The organism is Bacillus sp. FJAT-45037 (assembly GCF_002797325.1).
In the GTDB taxonomy this organism is placed as follows: Bacteria; Bacillota; Bacilli; order Bacillales; family Bacillaceae_D; genus Alkalihalophilus.
The window spans coordinates 1384744-1406779 of record NZ_KZ454938.1 but is presented as its reverse complement, the minus strand read 5'-3'; the positions used below and the strand labels follow the sequence as shown (position 1 = coordinate 1406779).

Sequence of the window (22036 nt, the reverse complement as noted above, 5' to 3'; positions counted from 1 at the left end):
ATGAAAATGAAACGAATGTCGCTCATTGCATTAGCAACAGTGATAATTATTCCCTCATTTTTAGTTGATGCCGCTCCAGATATTCACTCGAGGGAGTCAGCGAAAGCGGAAAAGACTATTGGGGCCTTGTCTACAAAAGAGGAAGTCGTTTACGCAACAATGCAACATGACGGGGAACTAGATGAAATCTATGTAGTGAATACATTAATAATCGAAGAATCTGGCATGATTGTTGACTATGGTGCTTATAGTGAATTGAAAAATCTAACAGATCTATCCGAACTTGAACAAGTAGATGACGAAGTCCAAATTGATGCAGCGCCTAGTACATTCTACTATCAGGGCAACTTGGAAGACCAACGTGAATTACCATGGGATATTGATATATCTTACTTACTTGATGGGAAAGAAATAGAGCACGAAAAACTTGCGGGAAGCAACGGACGCTTACAAATTACTATTCAAACCTCAGCAAATAAAAATGTCGACCCAGTATTTTTTGAAAACTATATCGTACAACTCTCTATGACGCTTCATCACGGAATTTACGGGGAGATTGAAACAACTGACGGCATGATCGCGAACGTTGGGAAGAATAAGCAAATCACTTTTACTGTCATGCCAGAACAAGAAAAAGAAATGTTTGTTTCGGTAGATGTAACAGATTTTGAGTTTGATGGGATTGAGATTGCTGCTGTTCCATCATCAATGGCGATTGATACTCCAGACATCGACGAAATGACGGGTGAACTTACGTCGCTATCAGACGGAGTCAAAGAGATTAATGATGGAGTTGCTGAATTAATGGCTGGCGTATCACAATTGAACAATGGTGTTGTGAGTTTATTTGACGGCTCAAGTCAATACAAACAGGGAATAGGCGAGCTGGCTGGCTCATCGACAGAACTAATCAGTGCTTCAACATCGATCAACGACGCTCTTTCTGAAATGAGTCACGCGCTTCAAATCTCAGAGGATATGAACGTTACCGAATTGAAGAGTTTACCTGAAAGCCTATTGCAACTAACAGACGGGCTTTATGAAACGGCCGATGGATTAGCTTTATTAAGAGAAAATTATATTCAGGCATACGACACATTAGATGAGGCGATGAAGGCTATACCCGAACATCACATCAGCGAGGAAGAAATTCAAAAATTATATGCGAGTGGGGCAGACCCGGTAGTTGTTGACCAATTAATTGAAACGTATTCCGCTTCACAACAGGCAAGAGGTACCTATTCAGCCGTTAGAGAAGGCTTTGATGCTGTCGATGCGACATTACAAGAAGTGAACGTGTCAACGAAGGAAATGGGAAACACGCTATCAACTATTGCTAATGGGCTTTCATCATCACTAAAAAACATGGATGGTATGGACTCATTTACCCAACTTCAACAAGGGTTTGCTCAATTATCTGAGCGCTATGGCGAGTTTCATTCGGGGTTAATGAGTTACACAAATGGTGTCGATCAACTTTCGGGTTCTTATGAGGGTTTGCATAATGGTATCGGTGAATTGTCTGGCGGAACTGCTGATTTAGAAAGTGGAGCAAGTGAGCTTCATATTGGCACAAATACATTATATAAAGCAACAAATAACTTACCAGCTCAAATGCAAGAAGAAGTAGATCGAATGATTGCGGAATTTGATAAATCAGATTTCGAAGTCGTATCCTTCGTTTCTTCAAAAAACGAAAACGTAAACTCTGTACAATTTGTCATTAAAACAGATGGAATTAAAAATGAAAAACAAGAGGAAACCGAGGAGGAAGTAGTAGAACAGAAGACATTTTGGTCGCGACTGTTGAAATTATTTTCTAGAGATTGATGACTTCCTTGAAGAGACTGGGATGAAAGTGTTTAAATGAAAATCTGAACAATGCGCTGATTTAGCGCAAGAAATATACGTAGACCTCCTAAGGGTGCGGAGTATATTTCAGGAGCGGCATATTTGCATTGCCTATTCTTTTTCAGATTCTTGCTAGATAAAACACTTACGCCTAGTCTCTTTTTGTATTTTTTATCTAATAAATGGAATAAAAATGATAAATGGACGAATACTACGTTTGAGAGTTTACATAGTTGAGGTGTGGCTTGTTAGAGAAGTCGTACCTAATGTAACTTCAGAAAAAAATGATAAATAAGGAGGCTTTTCCAATGGGTAAGAAAAAAATTACGTTGATGTTACTCGCTTTCATGATGATGGTAACATTCTCTGCAACAGGGTTTGCTGCGGAGAACTCTGATGCAAAAGATATCGTCGATACAGCGGTAGCAGCAGGTGAGTTTAACACTTTAGCTGCAGCTCTAGAGAAAGCAAATCTTGTAGAGGCTCTAAAAGGTGAAGGGCCATTCACTGTATTCGCACCAACTGATGAAGCATTTGATAAGTTGCTAAAAGAGCTTGGAATTACTGCGGACGAATTATTAGCTCGAGAAGATTTAGCAACGATTCTTCAGTATCATGTGGTACCAGGTAAAGTGTTGTCTAGTGATCTTAAAGACGGAATGAAAGCAAAAACATTGGCAGACAAAGAAGTGACGATTTCACTGAATCCAACAAAAGTAAATAATGCAAATGTCGTCACAGCGGATATTGAAACATCAAATGGTGTCATCCATGTTATCGACGCGGTATTAGTACCGTAAGAAGGACAAAATGATGTCACACAAAATTAAAAACTGAATCCCATCACTATGGGGTTCAGTTTTTTTGATGCTTCCACATTATATAACGATAACGAATTGTGCATCCAATGCAATAGCCACTAAAAGCTAAACCAGCGGCGAGTACGACCATGCCACTTAATATAAACATCATAAGTTGAAAACCTAATACGAAACTGACGATGGCGAGTCCTAAGCAAACCGTCGCAATCCATTGGTTAAACCGTTGTTGCGCCGGGTCCTCAGGATAATAACTAGAATGAGGTTTTCGAAGTAGTGGCTTAAACAGCTCCATAATAAGATTCCATTTAAACAATAACGCCATCACACCGACTAATAAAGGGATCATTAATATCCAAGGTGAGATAAGCCAGCTAAGGACGATAGTTACTAAAAGAAAAATTTGATTCACTTGCACAAGTGGTTTTGGAATGCCCATTTCATTTCCTCCGATGAAAATCATACTTTGTTGTTAGAGGGAGTATAGCAAGAAACGTCGGAAAAGAAAAGACGTTAATCCGAGTAATGAGATAGAATTACCTAATCATAGAAAAGAAACCATGAATAAATCATAGTTTCTTTTCGCTTCACTTACTCTTCAAACGATAAAAACGTTAAAGCTTTGTTTTTGAGTGACACCTTAGCCGGGGTCTCTAGATAAATTTCTCCATCTATATCGATTTCTTCTTTATTCGTTACGTCAAGAGAGAACGAATCGGCTTGGAATAGATCAATCCCTTCCATTTCTTCCGGCCATTCTAAAGAGGTCGCCTTATTGAATAGATTTTTGAGTAAACCGAGCCCAGCTTCACGTATGATGAATAGGTCGAATTGGCCATCATCAAGCTTACTTTGATCATGGTATAAATTTGTTGTACCAAGAAAATAACCGTTCATCGCCAAGATCATCACCGCTTCATCCTGAATGGTTTTACCGTCAACTTGAAGAGTGTAAGAAAAAGGAGCAGCACCTTGTAGGGATTGAAGCGCGCTTAAGAAGTAACTAAATTTGCCGATACTACCTTTTAAGTCGGAGTTCGTTCCTTCAGATGCTTTGGTGATTAAACCTACACCGAGAAAGTTTGAAAAGGCACGGTCATTGACCAAACCAATATCAACTTTCTTTGCTTTCGCGTCTGAAAAAACTTTACATGCTGCATTTAACTTTAACGGAATGTTTAAAGCACGAGCAAAGTCATTACATGTCCCTGTAGGTAGGATGAAGATTTCAGGTGGGTGATTTAAATGAATCAAACCATTTACACATTCATGAACCGTACCGTCGCCTCCCATAATGATGACGAGATCATGTGTTTCTCCTCGCTCAGAACAAAAGCGCTCCGCATCCCCTTTTGCCTTCGTCTTTAATAGCGTTAATTCATCTATAAAAGGGTGAAGTTCAGCTACAGCTGTTGTTAAAGAGGACGCTAAGTCGTTATTCCCTGCAGCCCCATTATAGATAAGCATTGCTTTTTTATACATAGTAATCCCTCGTTTCAATGCTTTATATGTTACTCTGTATTCCCATAAAAAGATACTTCAACACGTCATTTTTAATGAAGTTGCGGTATGACATCAAAGGGAACGTTTTGGTATAATACGTAAGAATCATCGACGTATTAAATGACAAGTTAGGAGTTACTTATGGATTTTACTATACAGTATTTATCATTTTTCGTAGTCAATGTAGAAGGATCAGGTGAACAAGCGACCAAAACGTATAAACATTACCAAACCCTTGATCAAACAGCCTATGAACAACATGCCTTAAAAGAATTTCTTGATGGTGAATTAATGAAAGTAGCTAAAAGAAAGGTCGAACAGAACCCGAAATCAGATCATGTTCCGACTAAAATAGGAAGGTTCGTTGTTGAGCCTGGTTATAACTTAGATACGAATCCAAATTTTAATCAATTTCACCGGATTCGATTAAGTGAGTCGTCAGCTGCTTTTAAAGAAGCAAGTGAAGAAGTCGTACGTGCATATACAGACACAAGTGCCATTCGTGGAGGGGCATTGCTTGTTATACGTGCTAAGCTATCAAAATACATGGATGATCCCTTTGTCTTTATCCTAAAATGTGACTTTGAACAGAAGGTTGCAAGCATCACAGACGAAAAAACATTAATCAATCATGTTAACCGAGCGATCACAACGAAAAACATGAAGTCGATTCAATACCCTTATATGCCAGAAGAAGGAATAGTAGAAGAGTGGGAGTTGAAAGTTCATCAATCATCACACGCAAGATACTTTGAAGACTTCCTAAAATTCGTTGAATATAATAAGTCGATGCCAGAACTTGTTAAGTACCAGATGATCGAAATGGCCCAACAACATATCGCTGAAACGTATCAAGAAGCCACTCCTGAAAGACAGCAGGAAGAAGAGTTTATTGAAGCATGGTCAAATACTCCTGTTCGTGAAATGCAAGAGAAGTGGACACCGCAGCAAGTCGTTGAAGCATCTGCACCGATCGTCGAGCACCAGCCAGAGATCGAGTTAAAGCTAAAACTGGACCATATTGATGTCAAAGCAATGCTATCAGACTTTGGAGAGTGTTTACACATTGCCAAAGTAAATGGGAAGTACGTGATTGTGATCGAAGGGGATTCCTTTACGTTTGAGAAAGGCGTTTCCCCGGTGGAATTTTTGAAGCCGGATGATCTAGAGGAAGTGTTGAAGAAGGTGGGAAGGTAGGGTCACCTTGCTTAGTAATATGTAGCAGCCAAAAATAAAAATAAGTCACAGTAGAAACATGCACAAGCCATAACCTTCTCATACGAATACCTTATGTAGTAAATAGCGATCCATTGCTCGTAAGGGAGAGGGAATGTATGGAACATGGGTTTAAAGGGCTTATAGTTGGTATTAGTTCAATTGGAAGCTTGCTGTTTGGTGGGTGGCCGTCCTTAGTACAAGTTCTCATCATTTTTATTATCATTGACTATATAACGGGCTTAATTGCTGCAGGATACCTTGGTCTGTTAAGTAGTCGAATTGGTTTTAAAGGCATTGCAAAGAAGATCATGGTAATTGCCCTTGTAGCTGTGGCGCATGGTGTAGATCTCATTCTAGGAGGGAATAGTTTCTTCCGAGATGCGGTGATCTATTTTTATATCATTAATGAATTTATTTCGATTCTTGAGAATGCAGGGAAGGTAGGTTTACCTATTCCGAATGTATTAAAACAAGCGATTGCAGCTTTGAAAAATCGTGAAAATAAATCCTGATATTGAAAAAAGCAAAGGGTGCACACCCTTTGCTTTTTCTCGTTTTTTATCTCACTTGTCCTGTTCCGGTAATGCGGAGTTTCGACGTAGTTAAGGCAGGTAAGCCCATCGGACCACGTGCGTGGAGTTTTTGAGTCGAGATACCAATTTCTGCTCCGTAGCCTAAAGCACTTCCGTCGGTGAAGCGAGTCGATGCATTATGATAGACGGCAGAAGCATCCACTTGTGCTAAAAATTGATCAGCAACATGTTGATCATCCGTAATAATTGACTCGGAATGTTTTGTTCCATATTGCTCAATGTGAGCGATAGCTTCATCTACATCATCAACAAGTTTAATTGCAAGGTCTAGACTTAAATATTCTTCAGCCCAATCTTTTTCATTAGCTAGTACGGAGCCAGGAAATAAATCAAGTGTTTCTTCATCTGTGTGAACTGTAATATGAAATTCCTTTAATGTAGAAAGAAGTTGATCTTTATGAGCATTCAACCACTCTTTATGAACAAGCAACGTTTCAAGCGCGTTACAAACGGCTGGTCGGTCAGTTTTGGCATTGACCATGATTTGTAAGGCTTTTGTGACATCTGCTTCTTTGTCGATATACATGTGAACATTACCAACACCGGTTTCTAGCACAGGTACAGTCGCTTTTTCAACGACCGTTTGAATTAATGATGCCCCGCCTCGTGGGATGAGAACGTCGATGTATTTTTTCATCGTAAATAATTGCTCTGTTGCACTTCGATCGGTGGTAGCGATAAATTGCACTGCATCCGCTGGAATTTTCGTTTTCTTTAAGGCTTTATGAATGATCGAAACGATTGCTTTATTAGATGATAGGGCAGACGAGCCACCTTTTAGTACAATAGCGTTCCCTGATTTTAATGCAAGTCCTGTTGCATCCACTGTTACATTCGGTCTTGCTTCATAGATCATGCCGATCACACCAAGTGGAACACGGACATTTTTGACAAGAAGTCCATTTTTCACTGTCCATTCTGAGATTGTTTCACCGACAGGATCTTCAAGTTGAACGACTTCTCGTAAGCCATTGGCAAATTCGAGAACACGTTCTTTCGTCAATAATAAACGGTCCATAAAAGCCTGATCAAAATTCTTCTTTTTGCCGTTCTCTAAGTCTTTCTTGTTTTCCTCTAAAATAAACGAATCATGCTTTTCTAATTCATCGGCAATGACGAGTAAAGCTTTATTTTTATCTTCTGTAGATAAGAGACTTAAGATCTTTCCGGCTTGTTGTGCCTTTTTTGCTTGTTCCTCTACATGTATATCTTTCATTGGTGTTGTACTCAAATGAATCCTCTCCTTAGATCTTATTGGGGTACTGTCACACTTGTATGGCAAACGAAATCTTGTTGGTTAATCGCTTCACTTTTCGTTACTTTAATATTAGCTGGGATTTCTTTTAGTTTTAATCGTCTAATTTGCCTTAGTTGAACGGCAGAATAGTTGATCACACCACGACCGACTTCCTCACCATTTAGATGACGGATGACGACAACATCCCCACAATCAAATGCTCCATTTACTTCACGCACACCTTGAGGGAGAAGGTGACTTTGTTCTTCTGTGATCGCAAGACGTGCGCCGTCATCGATTATGACTTCTCCTTTTGCACCAGAATTAAAAGCAATCCAGTGTTGTCTCACATCGAGACCATCCTCTTCTTCATTTGTTTTAAAATAAGTCCCTTTTGCAACATGGTTAACGGCATCAAAGAGAATGTTAGACTTATTGGCATCACCTATAAATGTTTCAATGCCTGCTGCTAAAGAGATTTTAACGGCATCAATTTTAGAGCTCATGCCACCAGTTCCAACGTCACTTCCAGAATCACCAGCTGCAGCCTCAATCTCAGGTGTGATCTCATTGACTACGTCTAACCGTTTCGCATTTGGGTTTGTGTTTGGATTGTCATCATAAAGTCCGTCAATATCAGATAAAATGATTAATTCATCCGCGTCAACAAGTCCTGCTACTTTTGCTGACAATGTATCATTATCCCCAAATTTTAATTGCTTAGTTGTGATGGTATCGTTCTCGTTTACAATCGGAACCACACCACGCTCAAGCAAGACTTGAATTGTATTGCGAGCATTCATATAACGTTTTTGATCAGAAAAATCGCTACGTGTAATAAGAATTTGAGAAGCAACGTATCCATGAGAATTAAATCTCTCTGAATAAGCTTCCATTAGAAGACATTGACCAATGGATGCGGCTGCTTGTTTTTCTGCAAGCTCTGTTGGGCGATTAATAAATCCTAGCTTTCGATAGCCTGCGGCAACAGCTCCAGATGAGACCAAGACAACTTCGTGACATTCTTCTTTTATGAGGGCTATCTCATCGACTAAGCGTACGAGCTTCCGTAAACTAATCTCGCCGTTACGACTTGTCAATGAACTACTTCCAATCTTAACTACAATGCGTTTTTTGTCTAGCAATTTCTTCACTCCAATAGTTTGATAAAATTAGTTTAGTGTTTTTTCGGGTAGCGTAGATAGTTCCTTCGTGATATCGCGAGAGCGTTCGGCAGCTCCTTTAATGCATTTCATGATAATGTCTTGATAGTCATTGTCTTCAAGAACATTTAGTCCAGCCTCTGTTGTGCCACCAGGACTCTTAACATTTAGATACAACTCTCTAGGGGACAGGTCACTAGACTTTAACAAGTCGATCGCGCCTTGCATCATTTGGATGATTACCTTTTCACCAAGTTCTTGATCTAAGTTTAGCTCGTCAAGGGATTCATACATTCCTTCAACTAAATAGTACATATAGGCAGGCCCACTTCCAGCGATCGCTGTAAAACTATCAACATCACACTCTTCGACTTGTTTTACCATCCCAACAGCCTTGAACAACTCCTCTGTTACAGTAAGGTCGTCCTCACTAGCATACTCACCGGGAGCAATCACTGTTGCAGATGATCCAACTGCAGCGGATGTGTTAGGCATTACACGAACAACTGGTGCATTGTGACCAAGTAAGTCAGAAATGTATTCAGTCGTAATTCCGGCAAGAACCGATAAAATTAGTTGGTTTTCAGAAGTTAGCGATCGAATTTCATTAACCGCATCCTTCACTCCAATTGGCTTCATAGCAAGAATGACGATATCGGCATCTTTTAAAACTTCTTCATTACTAGTGCTCACTTCTACACCATATGTTTCACGTAGGTGGTTCAGTCGATCATAATTAGAGCGGTTTGTAACATGAATTTGATCGGCCATTACTTTCTCTTGGTGAATTAATCCTGAAAAAATAGCTTCTGCCATATTCCCTGCTCCAATAAAAGCGATCTTTTTATGTTGTAGCACTTTATCATCTCCTAATGATTTTGTAGACGCAGTCTTGTCTGTCTGAATGCATCTAATAAGTCTCATAGGTAATAATGCTATAGGAAAAAAAGCATGGTTTCAACTCTGATAAAGCCTTATTTAATGGAATAAGAGACTATGAGGGGGTCTGTCACATGCATAGGACTACTTAATACAAGTTCTCTTCAGAAATACTTAGAAAAGGTAAAGAATGATCGATATTCCAATCCACATTCATTATAAATTGAGAATAAATGTTATTAATCCTAGGAATTTCAGGATTAAGAAGGTTGTAATGGGGGAGGGATATTGTCTGTAGTAAGAACACTTGCGATTCAGTCAACGTTCAAAGGTATCTAAGAGTATGTAATGATGTGCGGTACTGAAAGTCTTTTGATTGATAACTACTAAAAAATCCACGCCCCTTTTTTTCAAAGCATGTACATCCGTCTTATCCTTAAGTTTATTCGAACATACCTTATATCAAGGAGGTGAGGAAATGCGAAAGAAGCAAGACGATTTAAGAGGAATTTTAGACGCATTAAGTCGAATAAATCTTCCTGGTTTGTATCGTCCAAATAATGTTGGAGGGACACGAGGCAGCTGCTCAAATTATTGTTCAAATGTTTGTGCCACACTCTATCCATTTCAATTCAATCAATGTTTTAATGATTGCATAGCTTGTCAGAGTGCAACCATTTCTGAGACGGACGAATCATTACTAGATGAAGATGAAAAGTAACCAGGCAAAAGGTTTGAAGCCATAATGGCTTCAAACTTTTTGACGTACTACTAACCCAAGATCGAATCATTAAATACTTAATTATTAGGAATCCTTGAAAAAAGGCTCTCTGATAATTAGTTACTGAATAGAAATACGATAAATCGCTTTATCGGTATGTACTTGAACGTCTTTTCCTTCTCCTCGGAATTGAAAAGAATCATTAAACGGAATCTCAAAACAATCTTGTGGTAAAGGACTATCCTTTTCATCACCATGAACTTGTCCAGTACCGTGTAAAATAAATTCTTTATTAGGTATGTATTCATCTGTTGAAGGATGCTCGGACTCTCTTAGTGAAACAGAATCAAGTTCTAAAGAAACGAGGTCAATATCCATTACCTCTTTCTTACCAGTTTCGTGTTCACCTTTTTGAATAGAAAGGGTATGTCCTTTTTGCTTTTCCAGCCAAGAAGAAAATTGTTCAATCATGTTACTCATTTGCAATCAGCCTCCACAATCGGATTTATAACCCTTAGTATGAATTTGTTTAGTGTTTTTTATGATTTATTCCTTAAGTTGAGAAATTTAAACATTAATCTTGTACACCGAGTAAAGGAGTAAAAAACGTAAAATGTTGGATTATTTGTAAATCTCGAAATGTGGGGATGTAGAGAGCTATAGGGGACAAGCTCTCATTTAATTGGATTCTATGTGACTTTATTACCAATCTTCTGTCATTCTAAACACACTTGTCACACTCGCAGTACCAGTAAATGTGGCAGCAGATAAAGTGACAATTGAGGTCTCAGGAAGAGTAAGATCAAGGGTTTCTACACCTGATAAAACGGAACTATTTCCTAATCCACCTTGTGCAAGACTTTGATAAACGACTTGACCGAGTGTCCCAAATGCAGTAGAAGTAGTATTTACCAAAAGTGCTGTTTCATTATCGGGTATATTTGTTAATGCAGTCGGGAAGTTTACAAATGCTGTATTGACTGTGCTTCCAACATAGATGAGAAACGCAACATCATTATTTGTAAGAATATCAGATCCTGAAATTCTTATGTTAACTGAGTTTGATCGGCCTGAACCAGCGGGGAAAATTGCTTTTCGCTGAAAACTAATCAATGGATAAGGAGTAGTCCCTACAGTGACTGGTCCTCTTCTTGCAGAGGTTACTCGAAATGTTGTATTTGATCTTCCGAGCAGGCTGTACGATCGTCCTCCTATAAATAAAGTAATAGAACTTGCTGTCCCGTTATTATTAATTTCTCCTCTAACTGGTAAATTGGGATCTGTTAAGCTTGTTTGATTCGCGGGCTTAAATCGGTGAACAGTAATCACTTTCTGTGATGAGTCGACAGGGTTTTGTACAACGACTTGCCATTCGATGACTCCATAGCCGTACCATGAAAAGACGACTTTAAATATGTTTCCGGTTGCTAAATTTAACGTCTGTCCACTAGGTCCTGATCCATTTAATGGATCGATATTCCAACTCGCTTGTGGTACGACTGTATCTACCCCGGCCCTGCGGATTGCGAGAAATGTTCCAGTTGTCCCACTTTGCCCGAAAAACAGGCCGTTTTGTGAATCAAACAATCCCCAACGGACGATTTGATTCCCTGTAGCACTTACAGGTAAGCGAACGCCAATTCCACCTTCAGCTGCGTAACCTGCTTGATAGCGTCCGCGTTCCGCACTTTCAAGAATGGCAGCTCCTGTTCCTCCGCCACCAGAGGTAACCAAGTATTCTACCGTATCATTAGTGACAGTCCCACCACCGGCAGTGACTAGGACATCTCTTATTGCAGAAATTCCATATGTTGACTTTAACTCAATGATTGGCGTTCGATTTGAAACGCTCAATTCACTAAACTGCGAACTAACATTTGGGCCGACATTACTTATTGTAATATCACTATATATCCCATTGTTATTACTCCTTCCATCACAACTAAATTGATGACAACAATCATATTTCCCCATTAAAGTTCCTCCTTTGGATAAAGAATTTATCTCATACTAACTATAATATTAGATGCAATTTACTGTTTGTTCGTATAGACTAATTTCCTTCCTCATCAAAATTTAAAGAATTGAACACTTTTATTTTAGGCGAATAGACTATGATGTGAGGAGGCGAAATCACTTGAGTTGGATAGAGCATAAGAATATCATTGAACGTCGGGAAGAAATAGTAAATGTAACTATTGAGAAATCACAACCGAAAGAGAGCAAGCTAGGAAAAAGACGCCACCGAGAGCCTTGTATCCAACAAGAATTTTATGTTGAAGCAAATAATGAAGATCCGAGTGTTGTCTGGAAAGTGAATAAGCATAATATAATAGTTGGGGGAACAATGACAATTGAATACAATCGAGGAGCTAAACAACCTAATCTAGAGCTGTGGGTCAATGGTCAAATATTGACTACTCTTTCTTATGGTCAAAGTTTTAGTTGTACATTAACAGACGTTCGTGAGGTGGCATTAAAGTGCCATAAACAAGAGAGCGGTTTTGCAGCAGGTCATCTTACATTGCAATTGGTCTTAATGGATAAGGAAAAGGATAAGAAAAAAACGGTTTCTTATGGCTGTGAGGTGAAGGAGTTACATGCTAGCACGAAGATCATAGATGCAGATTGCCAATATAAAGGAGAAAAGAATCATTCGAATGAACATTTTATAGATATCATTCTTACAGGTGAGGGGATTTTGTATAGTGGTGTAGAAGGGAAGCGAGGGGGCTATGTAGAACGATTTCCAATCTTCTCCGTTACGTCTATCCGCATTGATCGACCAAAAGATTCGATGATCGAAGTCTCAGAAACATGTCGCACGTGTCGAGTTTACGAGGCACCCCAAAACAAAATACAAATTATTCTTTCAGTCGTTCTATTATTAGAAGTGAGTAAATCTGTATATGTACCTTGTAATCGATCACAATGGTAAAGAAGAGACGGAGTTCCCATCCAGTCTCTTCTTTTTATCGTTTAAATTCGGTAACGAGTCGTGACGCAAAATTCACCAGCAGGTGCAGAATCAGGATCAGGAGCAGTTAATTCAATAGAGATAGTTGAGAAATTCCTAACAGTAAAGCTAGCAGTACTTCCTGCTGGAATTATAATTACTGCCACTGGTGTCGTATTGGCGTCTTCCAATGTAGCCGTAATCTCGCTTGCGCTTGTATTTTGGATATACCCACTTGAAGTGGACGTTGTGCCTAAGGTGTTTGTATAGATAACACCCGCTGACGTAAACTCAGCACATACTTTATCTTGAACAAATTGTTTCTCAGGACAACATGATAATGATTGATCTTGGCAACTCATAATGATCACTCCTCAAAATTAATTTACACTAAAATGTGACCGATATTGAATGGTGTAACACAAAATTATCCAGAAAAAAACCTTCTAATCTTGTTCTAAAACGATCTGAATCAATGCTACATTTCTTGTAGTGAAACTAATCGTGCTTCCAGGATTAAGTACTAATGTTTGAATTAGATCCTCTGCTGAATTTAATAATTGAACTTGTACGTACTCATCTCCACTTAATAATGAAACATAACCACTTAAGTTCAATATGTTAGGAATGTTATTCGCTAAATAACAATATCTACTAGATCAACTTAACCTGACCATTCACCACAAATTTTATCTTGCACATTGGTTTTAGTCGGACAACAGGATAAAATCTCTGACTCGCAACAACTCAATATCAACACTTCCTTTCTGTCTGTCATAGTGTATGTATGTACCTAGGAGTTGTGTAGACATGTGCCTAGTAGGAGATTTTTTTATATGAGACAAATAGAAACAAGGCACTATCTATAAGTTCAATTTATGACCTTATAAGATCGTCCCTCGTTTTACATTGTTAATAGTGTACCTAAAACTTTTATTAAGTTAATGACTTAAGTCAACATTCTATGCTTATTAGTCGTTGAAAGGCATTCCGTTTAACAATTCCGCTAAGTTCACTTCTTCACAACTTACCGTTAACATTGTTACTTCCCCATTAGGGAGGCCTGTCAATTCAGTAATGTCAGTCACCGGAAGAGTTCCCGCGAAGTCTTTGAAATCAAAGTAGCTTGTTAGAGTGCAACCACTTCTGAGACGGACGAATCATTACTAGATGAAGATGAAAAGTAATCAGGAAAAAAGTTTGAAGCTATAGTAGCTTCAAACTTTTTGTTTTTTATAAACGAAGAGCAATGGAAAGCTTAATAAAGGCTCTCTGTTAATTAGTTCACTGAGAAGAAATGCGATAAATCGCTTTATCAGTATGTACTTGAACGTCTTTTCCTTCTCTTTTGAATTCAAACGAATCATCAATCGGAATCTCAAAACAATCTTCTGGTAAAGGACTATCCTTGTCATCACCATGAACTTGTCCAGTACCGTGTAAAATAAATTATTTATGAGGAATGTTTTAGTCGATCGAAGTTTGCTCGGATTCTCTTAGTGAAACAAAATCAAGTCGGATTGAAACGAGATCAATATCCATTACCTCCTTCTTGCCTGTTTCGTGATCACCTTTTTCAATAGAAATGGTTTTTCCTTTGTGCTTATCTAGCCAAGAGGAAAATTGATCAACCATGTTACTCATTAGTAATCATCCTCCATAATAAGATATATAATTTTTAGTATGGTTTTCTTTATTGCTCTTTATAATTAATTCTTTAAGGTGAAAAATTTAAGCATTACTTTTAGAGACTCAAATAAAAAAATATGAAAAAAAGTGACTCGATTATTGAGTCACTTTTTAAGGAGATTGATTACTAAAACCCCATATTACCCATACCCATACCATTACCATTAAATACAAAACCACTTACCTTTTCACAATCTGTAGTCAAGAAATAAGGCGCCCCACCTGGGAAAAAATCTTCCAGTGCTTCTTCGCCAACTATACCTAGCAATCCTTCTAAAACATCTTGTTGCTCATCTGTTAGAGTTGCAGCATCAAAAGGTGTAATTTGGAATGTTACACAGCAATTTTTTTTCTTTGGACAACCTACAAATTGAATGGCACCCACTAAGTTACCAGTTCCGCCAGTAACAAGCGTAGACTCTAAAAAGTTTGTAGTGTATAAGACTCCGTCAATAATTACTCTACTAAAATTTCCTATTCCATTTTTTTTTGCATAGCGACAGAAACACCCTTCACATCTTTTCTTTTCCTTTACAGGCTTCTTATAGTAACGTTCTTCAGCCACTGGACCACATCCACAATGAGAAGCAGATTGGGTTCTAAAATAACTCATTTTATTTCCTCCTAATATAGTTGAATTCCCTTTTCATGAGGGTTACTATACTCTATGTGAGAAGAAGTAAATGGTATAGGTTTGTGGCTAGTACAAGCAAAAACAGGCTAAGCGACAATATGAATGGCCTATTAATACTAGGTTTTAACCATGTACAATATGTTTAAGAAATCCTAGATTTTTCAGTCATTAGATAATGCTTCATATTACGTACATGGCAATTTTTGATCAGACATTTAAATGCGCCCTATTTTAAAACTAAAAAGAAAAAACTTAAACCAATAAATGGTTTAAGGAGTGAAAATTTTTATAATTCCTCATAAATCACAATATCTTTACAATCCACGGTAATTTTGTAGTTTTGGATGTTAGGGTTATTACCTTGACAAGGGCTGTTGCCTGGTCTCGAGATAATTCTAAAAGTAGCACAACAGTTCTTAATTCTAATAAGTTTAATTTGACAGATGTTTAGAGGGGGGCTACTGAAAAATGGATCTCTTTGATCCAATACGAAATTATTACCGTCTATAACGAGCTTAGCAAGTTCAACATTACTTTCGCTTCGGTATGCATTACACAAGCAACCCTCACACTTTGTTTTTGCTTTCCTGCAACCACTATACCCTTTTGGTCCATATCCCGAATGAAATGGTCTTTCAGATCTAAAATAACTCATAGTACATCACCCTATTAATATTTTATTTCCCTAGTTACTAGGGTTACTATACTCTATGTAGGTAGGATAGAATGGTATAGGTTGTTGCATAGTACAAGCAAAAACAGGCTATTCTACTCTATGAAACAGCCTATTAATAGAAGTAATTATTACTGATTATTTGACAAGGTTAGGCAGGATTTTTAAAATTGTAGTCGAATTGTGCGCTTACCCGGGAAATTCGTTGAAAGCGAGGAAATGCAAATGACTAAGGAAATCTTTTATGAATCATCATATATAAAGGAATTTGAAGCAAGAATAATCAGACAAGATCAAGATGAACGAGGCAATTATGTCGTGCTTACTCAAACCGCTTTTTATCCAACAGGTGGAGGGCAGCCTCATGATACTGGTCTTCTAGATGAGAAGGAAGTTTTTCAAGTAGAAGAGATAGAGGGGGTAGTTCGTCATTATCTCAGTGAGCCTATTAAATCTACTAATGAAGTAGTCCAAGGAGTCATTAATTGGGAAAGAAGATTTGATCATATGCAGCAGCACGCAGCACAGCATATTTTATCTGCGGCATTTGCTGAGATATTTGGGTATGAGACGGTTAGTTTTCATTTAGGAGCAGAGCATTCAACGATCGATTTAGCTATTTCTAGTCTAACAAGTGACGAAGTGGAGAAGACTCTTACTGTAGCAAATCAAATCATCCTTGATCATAAACCAATCGAGACAAAATGGATGACTGTGAACGAGGCAAATGCTTATCCTCTGCGTAAGCAACTGTCAGTCAGTGGCGATGTAAGGCTAGTCATCATTCCAGACGTTGACTATAACGGTTGTGGTGGCACGCATCCAAATAACACGTCTGAAGTGCAAGGCATTGCAATCACTGGATGGGAGAAGCAACGTCAACACATTCGAGTAAGCTTTCTTTCTGGGAAGCGTGTGTTTAAACAATTTACTCACCAACAAACGGCTCTCGAGCAATTGACGCAGGCATTGAATGCCCCCATCGAAACACTTCCTGATGCTGCCTCAGAAGTGTTAGTGAAAATTAAACAAAAAGATAAAGAAATCCAAACACTCAAAGAGGAGCTTCTTATATATGAAGCTAAAGAATTAGCAACAACAAGTGACGTCGTCTATGGGCAACGATTAATCAGTTGTCTTTATGATTCTCGACCAATGTCAGAACTACAACAACTAGCAAGAAAGCTGAGTGAGAAAGAAGCAGACACGATTGTGGCTCTCTTTTCCAAAAATGGTGAAAAGCTTCAACTCGTGGTCGCTTGTGGTGCACTTGTCGAAGCGTTTAGCGCAAATTCTCTATTAAAGGAGTTATTGAGTGAAATCGATGGTCGTGGAGGTGGAAACAACCGATTAGCTCAAGGAGGAGGAAACAAAGAGGTCTCTGTCGAAATATTAGTGGAGAAATTAAAGGATTTACTAAATAAAGGACTACGGGTGTCGTAGTCTTTTTTCAATCTGAGCGGATTAGCTTTTTTTACTATCGCATAAGAAGGTATGTTCTGGTATGATAGAGGGTGGACTTTTATAATTGATTACTAGCAAGTTAAGATATTTTGATTAGAGGAGATAAGTCATTGATTAAAACATTACCATTTACCATTTCGAAAACAGAGAACTTTTTTGATCAACTAGGTGATTATGTCGGTGATGTTTTTTATGAGACATTACCAGATAAAGGATATGAACTCCGTGATGAGCAAATTTTCATGGCGTTTCAAGTTGAACAAGCATTTAAACAAAAGAAAACGATCTTCGCTGAAGCTGGAGTAGGAACAGGGAAGACCTTTGTCTACTTACTTTATGCGATCTGTTATGCGAGATATATGAGAAAGCCCGCAATTATATCGTGCGCTGATGAAACGTTAATTGAACAATTAGTAAAAGAAGGCGGAGATATTGAGAAGCTCCAAGATGCTTTGGGTCTAAAAGTCGATGTACGATTAGCTAAAGCCCGCGAGCAATATGTGTGTATGAAGAAGTTAGACCCACTTTCTAATAAGACTGACGATGAGGACATTTTACGTGTTCACGATGAGATCCCTGGATTTGTCTATGATACATCGACTTCTATGAATGCATTTAAAAGCTATGGTGATCGTAAAGAATATCCGTGGGTGCCTAATGAAAAGTGGGAACAAATTGCGTGGGACCCATTGCAACAGTGTTCAACTTGTGATTGGCGTCATCGTTGTGGTCAAACATTAAACCGTGATCATTATCGTCATGCTGGAGATTTAATTATTTGTTCACATGATTTCTATATGGAGCATGTCTGGACAAAAGAATCAAGAAAGCGTGAAGGACAATTGCCACTTTTACCTGAATCAAGCTGTGTTGTGTTTGATGAAGGGCATTTACTTGAGTATGCTGCTCAGAAAGCATTAACGTATCGTTTCCATTCTGAGACCTTAACAACGGTTTTAACTGGATATATGAATCAAGATGTGCGTGAGGAGTCTTTATATGCGATTGAAGAACTTCTTTCATTACATGAAGAATGGTTTGATGTGTTACGACAATCAGCCGTTCAAGTAGAAGGGTCGATGAGACGAGAAGTCCCACGTACAAAAGTGATGCAATCTCTAGCCGAGAAAATGGATGCTCAGGTTCAGATTATTTTAGAGCAGTTGGTCTTTGATTCAGAATTATTTGTGCTCGAAGATTATCATGTGAAGATGATTGAGGAATATTTGGAATTCTTCTCGTATGGATTGTCTATTCTATTAAAAGAAGATGAGGGGATTTTCTGGCTCGAGGAAAACGCGACAGAGACGTCATTTGTCATTATGCCACGTTTAGTTGAAGATATCTTGAAAAAAGAAGTGTTTTCTCAAAATATTCCATTCATTTTCTCCTCAGCCACATTATCTAGAAACAAAGATTTCTCCTACGTGTCAAATAGTTTAGGAATTGATGAAGCCTTGTCCTTCTCCGTTCAGTCACCATTTGATTACAATGAGCAAATGAAGGTGATGGGTCATATTCGTCATCAGGAAGAGAAGAAGTGGGTAGAGATCGGAGAAAACTTACAAGCAGAAGGTGGACATTCACTTGTGTTATTCTCTTCTCTTGAGGAGATGAACCGATTCCGTCAGTGGGCCGATCAACAAGAGTGGTCATTTAATATGATTTTTGAAGGAGACGGAGAAATTAGTGAAGCGGTAAAAGTCTTCCAACAAGATTCTTCTGCGGTTCTTTGTTCGTATCATTTATGGGAAGGTCTTGACGTGCCAGGAGCAGCGTTATCACAGGTGTTGATCTCTTCTCTGCCGTTTCCACCAAAAGATCCAGTCTTTAAAGCAAAACGAATGCATGCGGTCAACCCTTTAGAAGAAATTGACGCACCCTATATGTTACTTCGCCTTCGTCAAGGTATAGGCCGATTGATTCGAAGTAGTCAAGATAAAGGATCCGTCCACTTATGGATGAGCCAAGACGAAAAGAGTATTCATGAAAAAAACATTCAAGAAGTATTACCCGTTTCGATAGATTGGAAATAATTATAAAGTCATGTGTAAGCATGACTTTTTTCTATTTCTCGCAAAATTGTTGACAGGGAAAGAAATAAGGAGTAATATTATCTTAAATTAAAGATAAGTATTCGCTGATTTAGTGATCAGCTTTTATTATCGTCAATATCTTGATATTAAACTATTTAATTTCGAGATATTAATTTTTCTCTCAGTATCTTAAATTAAAGATACATGTTTAGAGAGAATGAGATAAGGTAACAGTAAGACTGAAAGGGACTTATCTCGGTCGTCAAATCGAAAAGCTGAGGTGGGCAAAATGAGTTTTTTATCAAAACTATTTGGAAACGAACCAAAAAAGGAGAATGATACGATGTCAGTTAATGTTGCAATTATCTATTACAGTTCAACAGGTACGAACTACAAGTTAGCAAAATGGGCTGAAGAAGGTGCTAAAGCATCTGGAGCAAATGTAAAGGTGCTAAAAGTTCCAGAATTAGCTCCACAAGAAGCAATCGATCAAAATCCTGCTTGGAAAGCACACTTAGAAGAAACAGCAGATGTTCCTGAAGTAACACTTGCCGATCTTGAGTGGGCAGATGCCTTCATTTTCAGTGTACCAACTCGTTTTGGTAACATCCCTGGTCAAGTAAAGCAATTCCTTGATACAACAGGTGGACTTTGGTTCAATGGAAAGCTTGTTAATAAAGTAGCAAGTGCAATGAGTTCAGCTCAAAATGCACATGGCGGGCAAGAAGCAACAATCTTGGCGCTTTATAACACAATGCACCATTGGGGTACATTAATCGCATCTCCTGGTTACTCAGATCCAGTTACTTTCGCATCAGGTGGTAACCCATATGGAACGAGCGTAACAGTCGATCAAAACGGTAATATGCAAGAAGATGTAGAAGAAGCAGTAAAATATCAAGCAAAACGTACAATCCAAGTAGCAACAATGGTTAAAAAGGGAAGCGAGTAATAACCAAAAAAAGATGAGGCCTAGTCGGCTCATCTTTTTTTTATAAATATAATTAATTTCACATACTGTACTATTAATAGTTTTAAACAAACCTCTTCAAAAAATATTTCAAAACGATACTAAAGATGTACACATGAATACCTGATTTTTTTCATTAAATGTGAGATAGAGGAATTTTCGATTTTAAACTGAATGTATATAACTAAGCGTTTTAATGACTGAAATGTGGTGATGCGATGTTTTGGCATAGAGCTAATCGGAAAGAGCTATTTGAATCGATCATTGATAGCATCGATGAAGCGATTCATGTTGTCGACTCTAAAGGGATGACAATTTATTACAATAAGATGGCAGCTAAGAATGACTGCGTAGAAATTAATGATGTTTTAGGGAAACATGTACTAGATGTTTTTCCAAGTTTGAATAAAGAATCGAGTACATTGCTTAAAGTCATCGAAAATGGAAGGCCGATCTATCAACAGCATCAATCATTTACTAATATCAGAGGTCAATTTATTGATACGGTTAATACAACTGTTCCAATCTTTGTTGAGAAGACGTTAGTAGGTGCAGTAGAAGTAGCCAAGGATTTATCGACAGTCAAGCAATTGTCTCAAAAGCTAATCGACTTGCAAGCATCTGTCAAAAGTGACGCTGGTCCTTCCGTTAAATCCAGGTGCGCTACTTATTCTTGGGAGGACATTGTGACAGTTGATTCGTCGATGCTTGAGGCGATTAAACGAGCGAAAAAAGCAGCAAGAACGTCTTCTCCGATAATGGTATACGGAGAAACTGGTACAGGTAAAGAGTTGTTTGTGCAAGCAATTCACCAGGAGTCACCACGCTTTAAAAACACACTGCAAACGCAAAACTGTGCCTCACTTCCTTCGACATTATTAGAATCATTATTGTTTGGTACAAAAAAGGGATCTTTTACAGGCGCGGTGGATCGTCCAGGATTGCTTGAATTAGCTCACGGTGGTACGTTGTTTCTTGATGAATTAAATTCGATGCCGCTAGACTTTCAAAGTAAATTACTTCGTGTGATTGAAGATGGATGGATTCGTCGCTTAGGAGCAAAAGAAAGCCGTCACATCGACGTGCGGTATGTTGTTGCCTTAAATGAATCACCTGAAGACTGTGTGGAAAAAGGGAAACTACGTCGTGACTTATTTTATCGGTTAAATGTATGCTGTGTGGAGATCCCACCGTTACGGAGCCGAAAAGAAGATATTCCTCATTTATTTGAGCATTTCAGAAAAAAATACAACCATCAATTTCAAAAGCTCGTGACCAAGATCGATGATGACGTATTGAACCAATTAGAAAGCTACCATTGGCCTGGAAATGTACGAGAGTTAGAACATGTAGTGGAGTATGGAGTAATGATGGCAGAAGATGACACAGTAACTGTTGATCATCTAAGTCCATATCTTTTGAAATCAACCGAACGATCAATGAAAAGTGTTCAAACAAGCAAGAAGGTATCAAACCATCGATCATTCAAAAAAATCATGGTCGAAACAGAGCGGCAATTAATTAAAGACGCATTGAGCGAGACAGGAGGAAATGTATTACAAGCAGCGCAACTACTTGATATTCCTAGGCAAACGTTACAATATAAAATTGGGAAATTAAACATTTGAGCT

21 protein-coding genes are annotated in these 22036 nt (G+C 38.3%); 10 read left to right on the top strand and 11 right to left on the bottom strand.

Annotation, left to right across the window (positions count from 1 at the left end; translation table 11 throughout):
• A complete protein-coding gene (locus tag CDZ88_RS07135) occupies positions 1-1830 on the top strand; it encodes a YhgE/Pip domain-containing protein (RefSeq protein WP_332849220.1) in 1830 nt (609 codons plus the stop codon).
• A 329-nt stretch (positions 1831-2159) separates the two neighbouring features.
• Positions 2160-2651: a fasciclin domain-containing protein gene (locus CDZ88_RS07130; RefSeq protein WP_198507831.1), complete on the top strand. Its 492-nt coding sequence runs from the start codon at positions 2160-2162 to the stop codon at positions 2649-2651.
• Positions 2652-2706: 55 nt separating this feature from the next.
• On the opposite strand, the gene CDZ88_RS07125 is transcribed toward CDZ88_RS07130, so the two are convergent.
• Positions 2707-3108, bottom strand: a complete 402-nt coding sequence (locus CDZ88_RS07125) for a DUF4395 domain-containing protein (protein WP_100372885.1) — start codon at positions 3106-3108, stop codon at positions 2707-2709.
• Positions 3109-3260: 152 nt separating this feature from the next.
• Complete coding sequence (locus CDZ88_RS07120) at positions 3261-4151, bottom strand: diacylglycerol/lipid kinase family protein (protein ID WP_100372884.1); 891 nt, start codon at positions 4149-4151, stop codon at positions 3261-3263.
• Between the two features lie 162 nt (positions 4152-4313).
• On the opposite strand from CDZ88_RS07120, the gene CDZ88_RS07115 reads away from it, so the two are divergent.
• Together CDZ88_RS07115 and CDZ88_RS07110 are read left to right on the top strand one after the other, a co-directional pair.
• Positions 4314-5369, top strand: coding sequence for a DUF3900 domain-containing protein (locus tag CDZ88_RS07115; protein ID WP_100372883.1), 1056 nt, complete (start codon positions 4314-4316; stop codon positions 5367-5369).
• A gap of 137 nt (positions 5370-5506) precedes the next feature.
• A complete protein-coding gene (locus tag CDZ88_RS07110) occupies positions 5507-5902 on the top strand; it encodes a phage holin family protein (protein WP_100372882.1) in 396 nt (131 codons plus the stop codon).
• A 46-nt stretch (positions 5903-5948) separates the two neighbouring features.
• Here the strand turns inward: CDZ88_RS07110 and CDZ88_RS07105 are convergent, their stop codons facing one another.
• From CDZ88_RS07105 to proC, 3 genes are read right to left on the bottom strand one after another with little or no spacing between them, the layout of a single operon-like run.
• Positions 5949-7199, bottom strand: coding sequence for a glutamate-5-semialdehyde dehydrogenase (locus tag CDZ88_RS07105; protein ID WP_100374624.1), 1251 nt, complete (start codon positions 7197-7199; stop codon positions 5949-5951).
• Between the two features lie 35 nt (positions 7200-7234).
• Positions 7235-8365, bottom strand: coding sequence for a glutamate 5-kinase (gene proB, locus CDZ88_RS07100; protein ID WP_100372881.1), 1131 nt, complete (start codon positions 8363-8365; stop codon positions 7235-7237).
• A gap of 27 nt (positions 8366-8392) precedes the next feature.
• A complete protein-coding gene (proC, locus tag CDZ88_RS07095) occupies positions 8393-9241 on the bottom strand; it encodes a pyrroline-5-carboxylate reductase (protein ID WP_232718586.1) in 849 nt (282 codons plus the stop codon).
• 499 nt (positions 9242-9740) lie between these two features.
• On the opposite strand from proC, the gene CDZ88_RS07090 reads away from it, so the two are divergent.
• Positions 9741-9983, top strand: a complete 243-nt coding sequence (locus tag CDZ88_RS07090; RefSeq protein WP_100372879.1) for a hypothetical protein — start codon at positions 9741-9743, stop codon at positions 9981-9983.
• A 120-nt stretch (positions 9984-10103) separates the two neighbouring features.
• Here CDZ88_RS07090 and CDZ88_RS07085 read toward each other — a convergent pair whose 3' ends face one another.
• A complete protein-coding gene (locus CDZ88_RS07085) occupies positions 10104-10463 on the bottom strand; it encodes a hypothetical protein (RefSeq protein WP_100372878.1) in 360 nt (119 codons plus the stop codon).
• 222 nt (positions 10464-10685) lie between these two features.
• On the bottom strand, positions 10686-11957 hold the full coding sequence (locus CDZ88_RS07080) for a hypothetical protein (protein ID WP_100372877.1): 1272 nt from the start codon (positions 11955-11957) through the stop codon (positions 10686-10688).
• 163 nt (positions 11958-12120) lie between these two features.
• On the opposite strand from CDZ88_RS07080, the gene CDZ88_RS07075 reads away from it, so the two are divergent.
• Positions 12121-12921 (top strand): S-Ena type endospore appendage, encoded by an 801-nt coding sequence (locus CDZ88_RS07075; RefSeq protein ID WP_157796498.1) that lies wholly within the window; start codon positions 12121-12123, stop codon positions 12919-12921.
• 41 nt (positions 12922-12962) lie between these two features.
• Here the strand turns inward: CDZ88_RS07075 and CDZ88_RS07070 are convergent, their stop codons facing one another.
• The 4 genes from CDZ88_RS07070 to CDZ88_RS07065 all read right to left on the bottom strand — a co-directional run bounded on the left by CDZ88_RS07070 (position 12963) and on the right by CDZ88_RS07065 (position 15241).
• Positions 12963-13301 (bottom strand): S-Ena type endospore appendage, encoded by a 339-nt coding sequence (locus CDZ88_RS07070; RefSeq protein WP_100372875.1) that lies wholly within the window; start codon positions 13299-13301, stop codon positions 12963-12965.
• Between the two features lie 84 nt (positions 13302-13385).
• Positions 13386-13568 carry an S-Ena type endospore appendage gene (locus CDZ88_RS17995; protein WP_442857116.1) on the bottom strand — a complete coding sequence of 61 codons (183 nt, stop codon included), beginning with the start codon at positions 13566-13568 and terminating at the stop codon, positions 13386-13388.
• 838 nt (positions 13569-14406) lie between these two features.
• On the bottom strand, positions 14407-14583 hold the full coding sequence (locus CDZ88_RS17355; protein WP_157796496.1) for a hypothetical protein: 177 nt from the start codon (positions 14581-14583) through the stop codon (positions 14407-14409).
• A gap of 172 nt (positions 14584-14755) precedes the next feature.
• Positions 14756-15241 (bottom strand): hypothetical protein, encoded by a 486-nt coding sequence (locus tag CDZ88_RS07065; protein ID WP_100372874.1) that lies wholly within the window; start codon positions 15239-15241, stop codon positions 14756-14758.
• Between the two features lie 919 nt (positions 15242-16160).
• Between CDZ88_RS07065 and CDZ88_RS07055 the strand changes: the two genes are divergently transcribed.
• From CDZ88_RS07055 to CDZ88_RS07040, 4 genes are all read left to right on the top strand, one after another.
• Positions 16161-17378: an alanyl-tRNA editing protein gene (locus CDZ88_RS07055; protein ID WP_100372872.1), complete on the top strand. Its 1218-nt coding sequence runs from the start codon at positions 16161-16163 to the stop codon at positions 17376-17378.
• Between the two features lie 131 nt (positions 17379-17509).
• Entirely contained in the window at positions 17510-19435 is a 1926-nt protein-coding gene (locus CDZ88_RS07050) for an ATP-dependent DNA helicase (RefSeq protein ID WP_100372871.1), read from the top strand.
• Positions 19436-19724: 289 nt separating this feature from the next.
• Positions 19725-20387, top strand: coding sequence for an NAD(P)H:quinone oxidoreductase (gene wrbA / locus CDZ88_RS07045; RefSeq protein ID WP_100372870.1), 663 nt, complete (start codon positions 19725-19727; stop codon positions 20385-20387).
• A 236-nt stretch (positions 20388-20623) separates the two neighbouring features.
• Positions 20624-22033, top strand: coding sequence for a sigma-54 interaction domain-containing protein (locus tag CDZ88_RS07040; RefSeq protein ID WP_100372869.1), 1410 nt, complete (start codon positions 20624-20626; stop codon positions 22031-22033).
• The last annotated feature ends 3 nt before the right edge of the window (positions 22034-22036 follow it).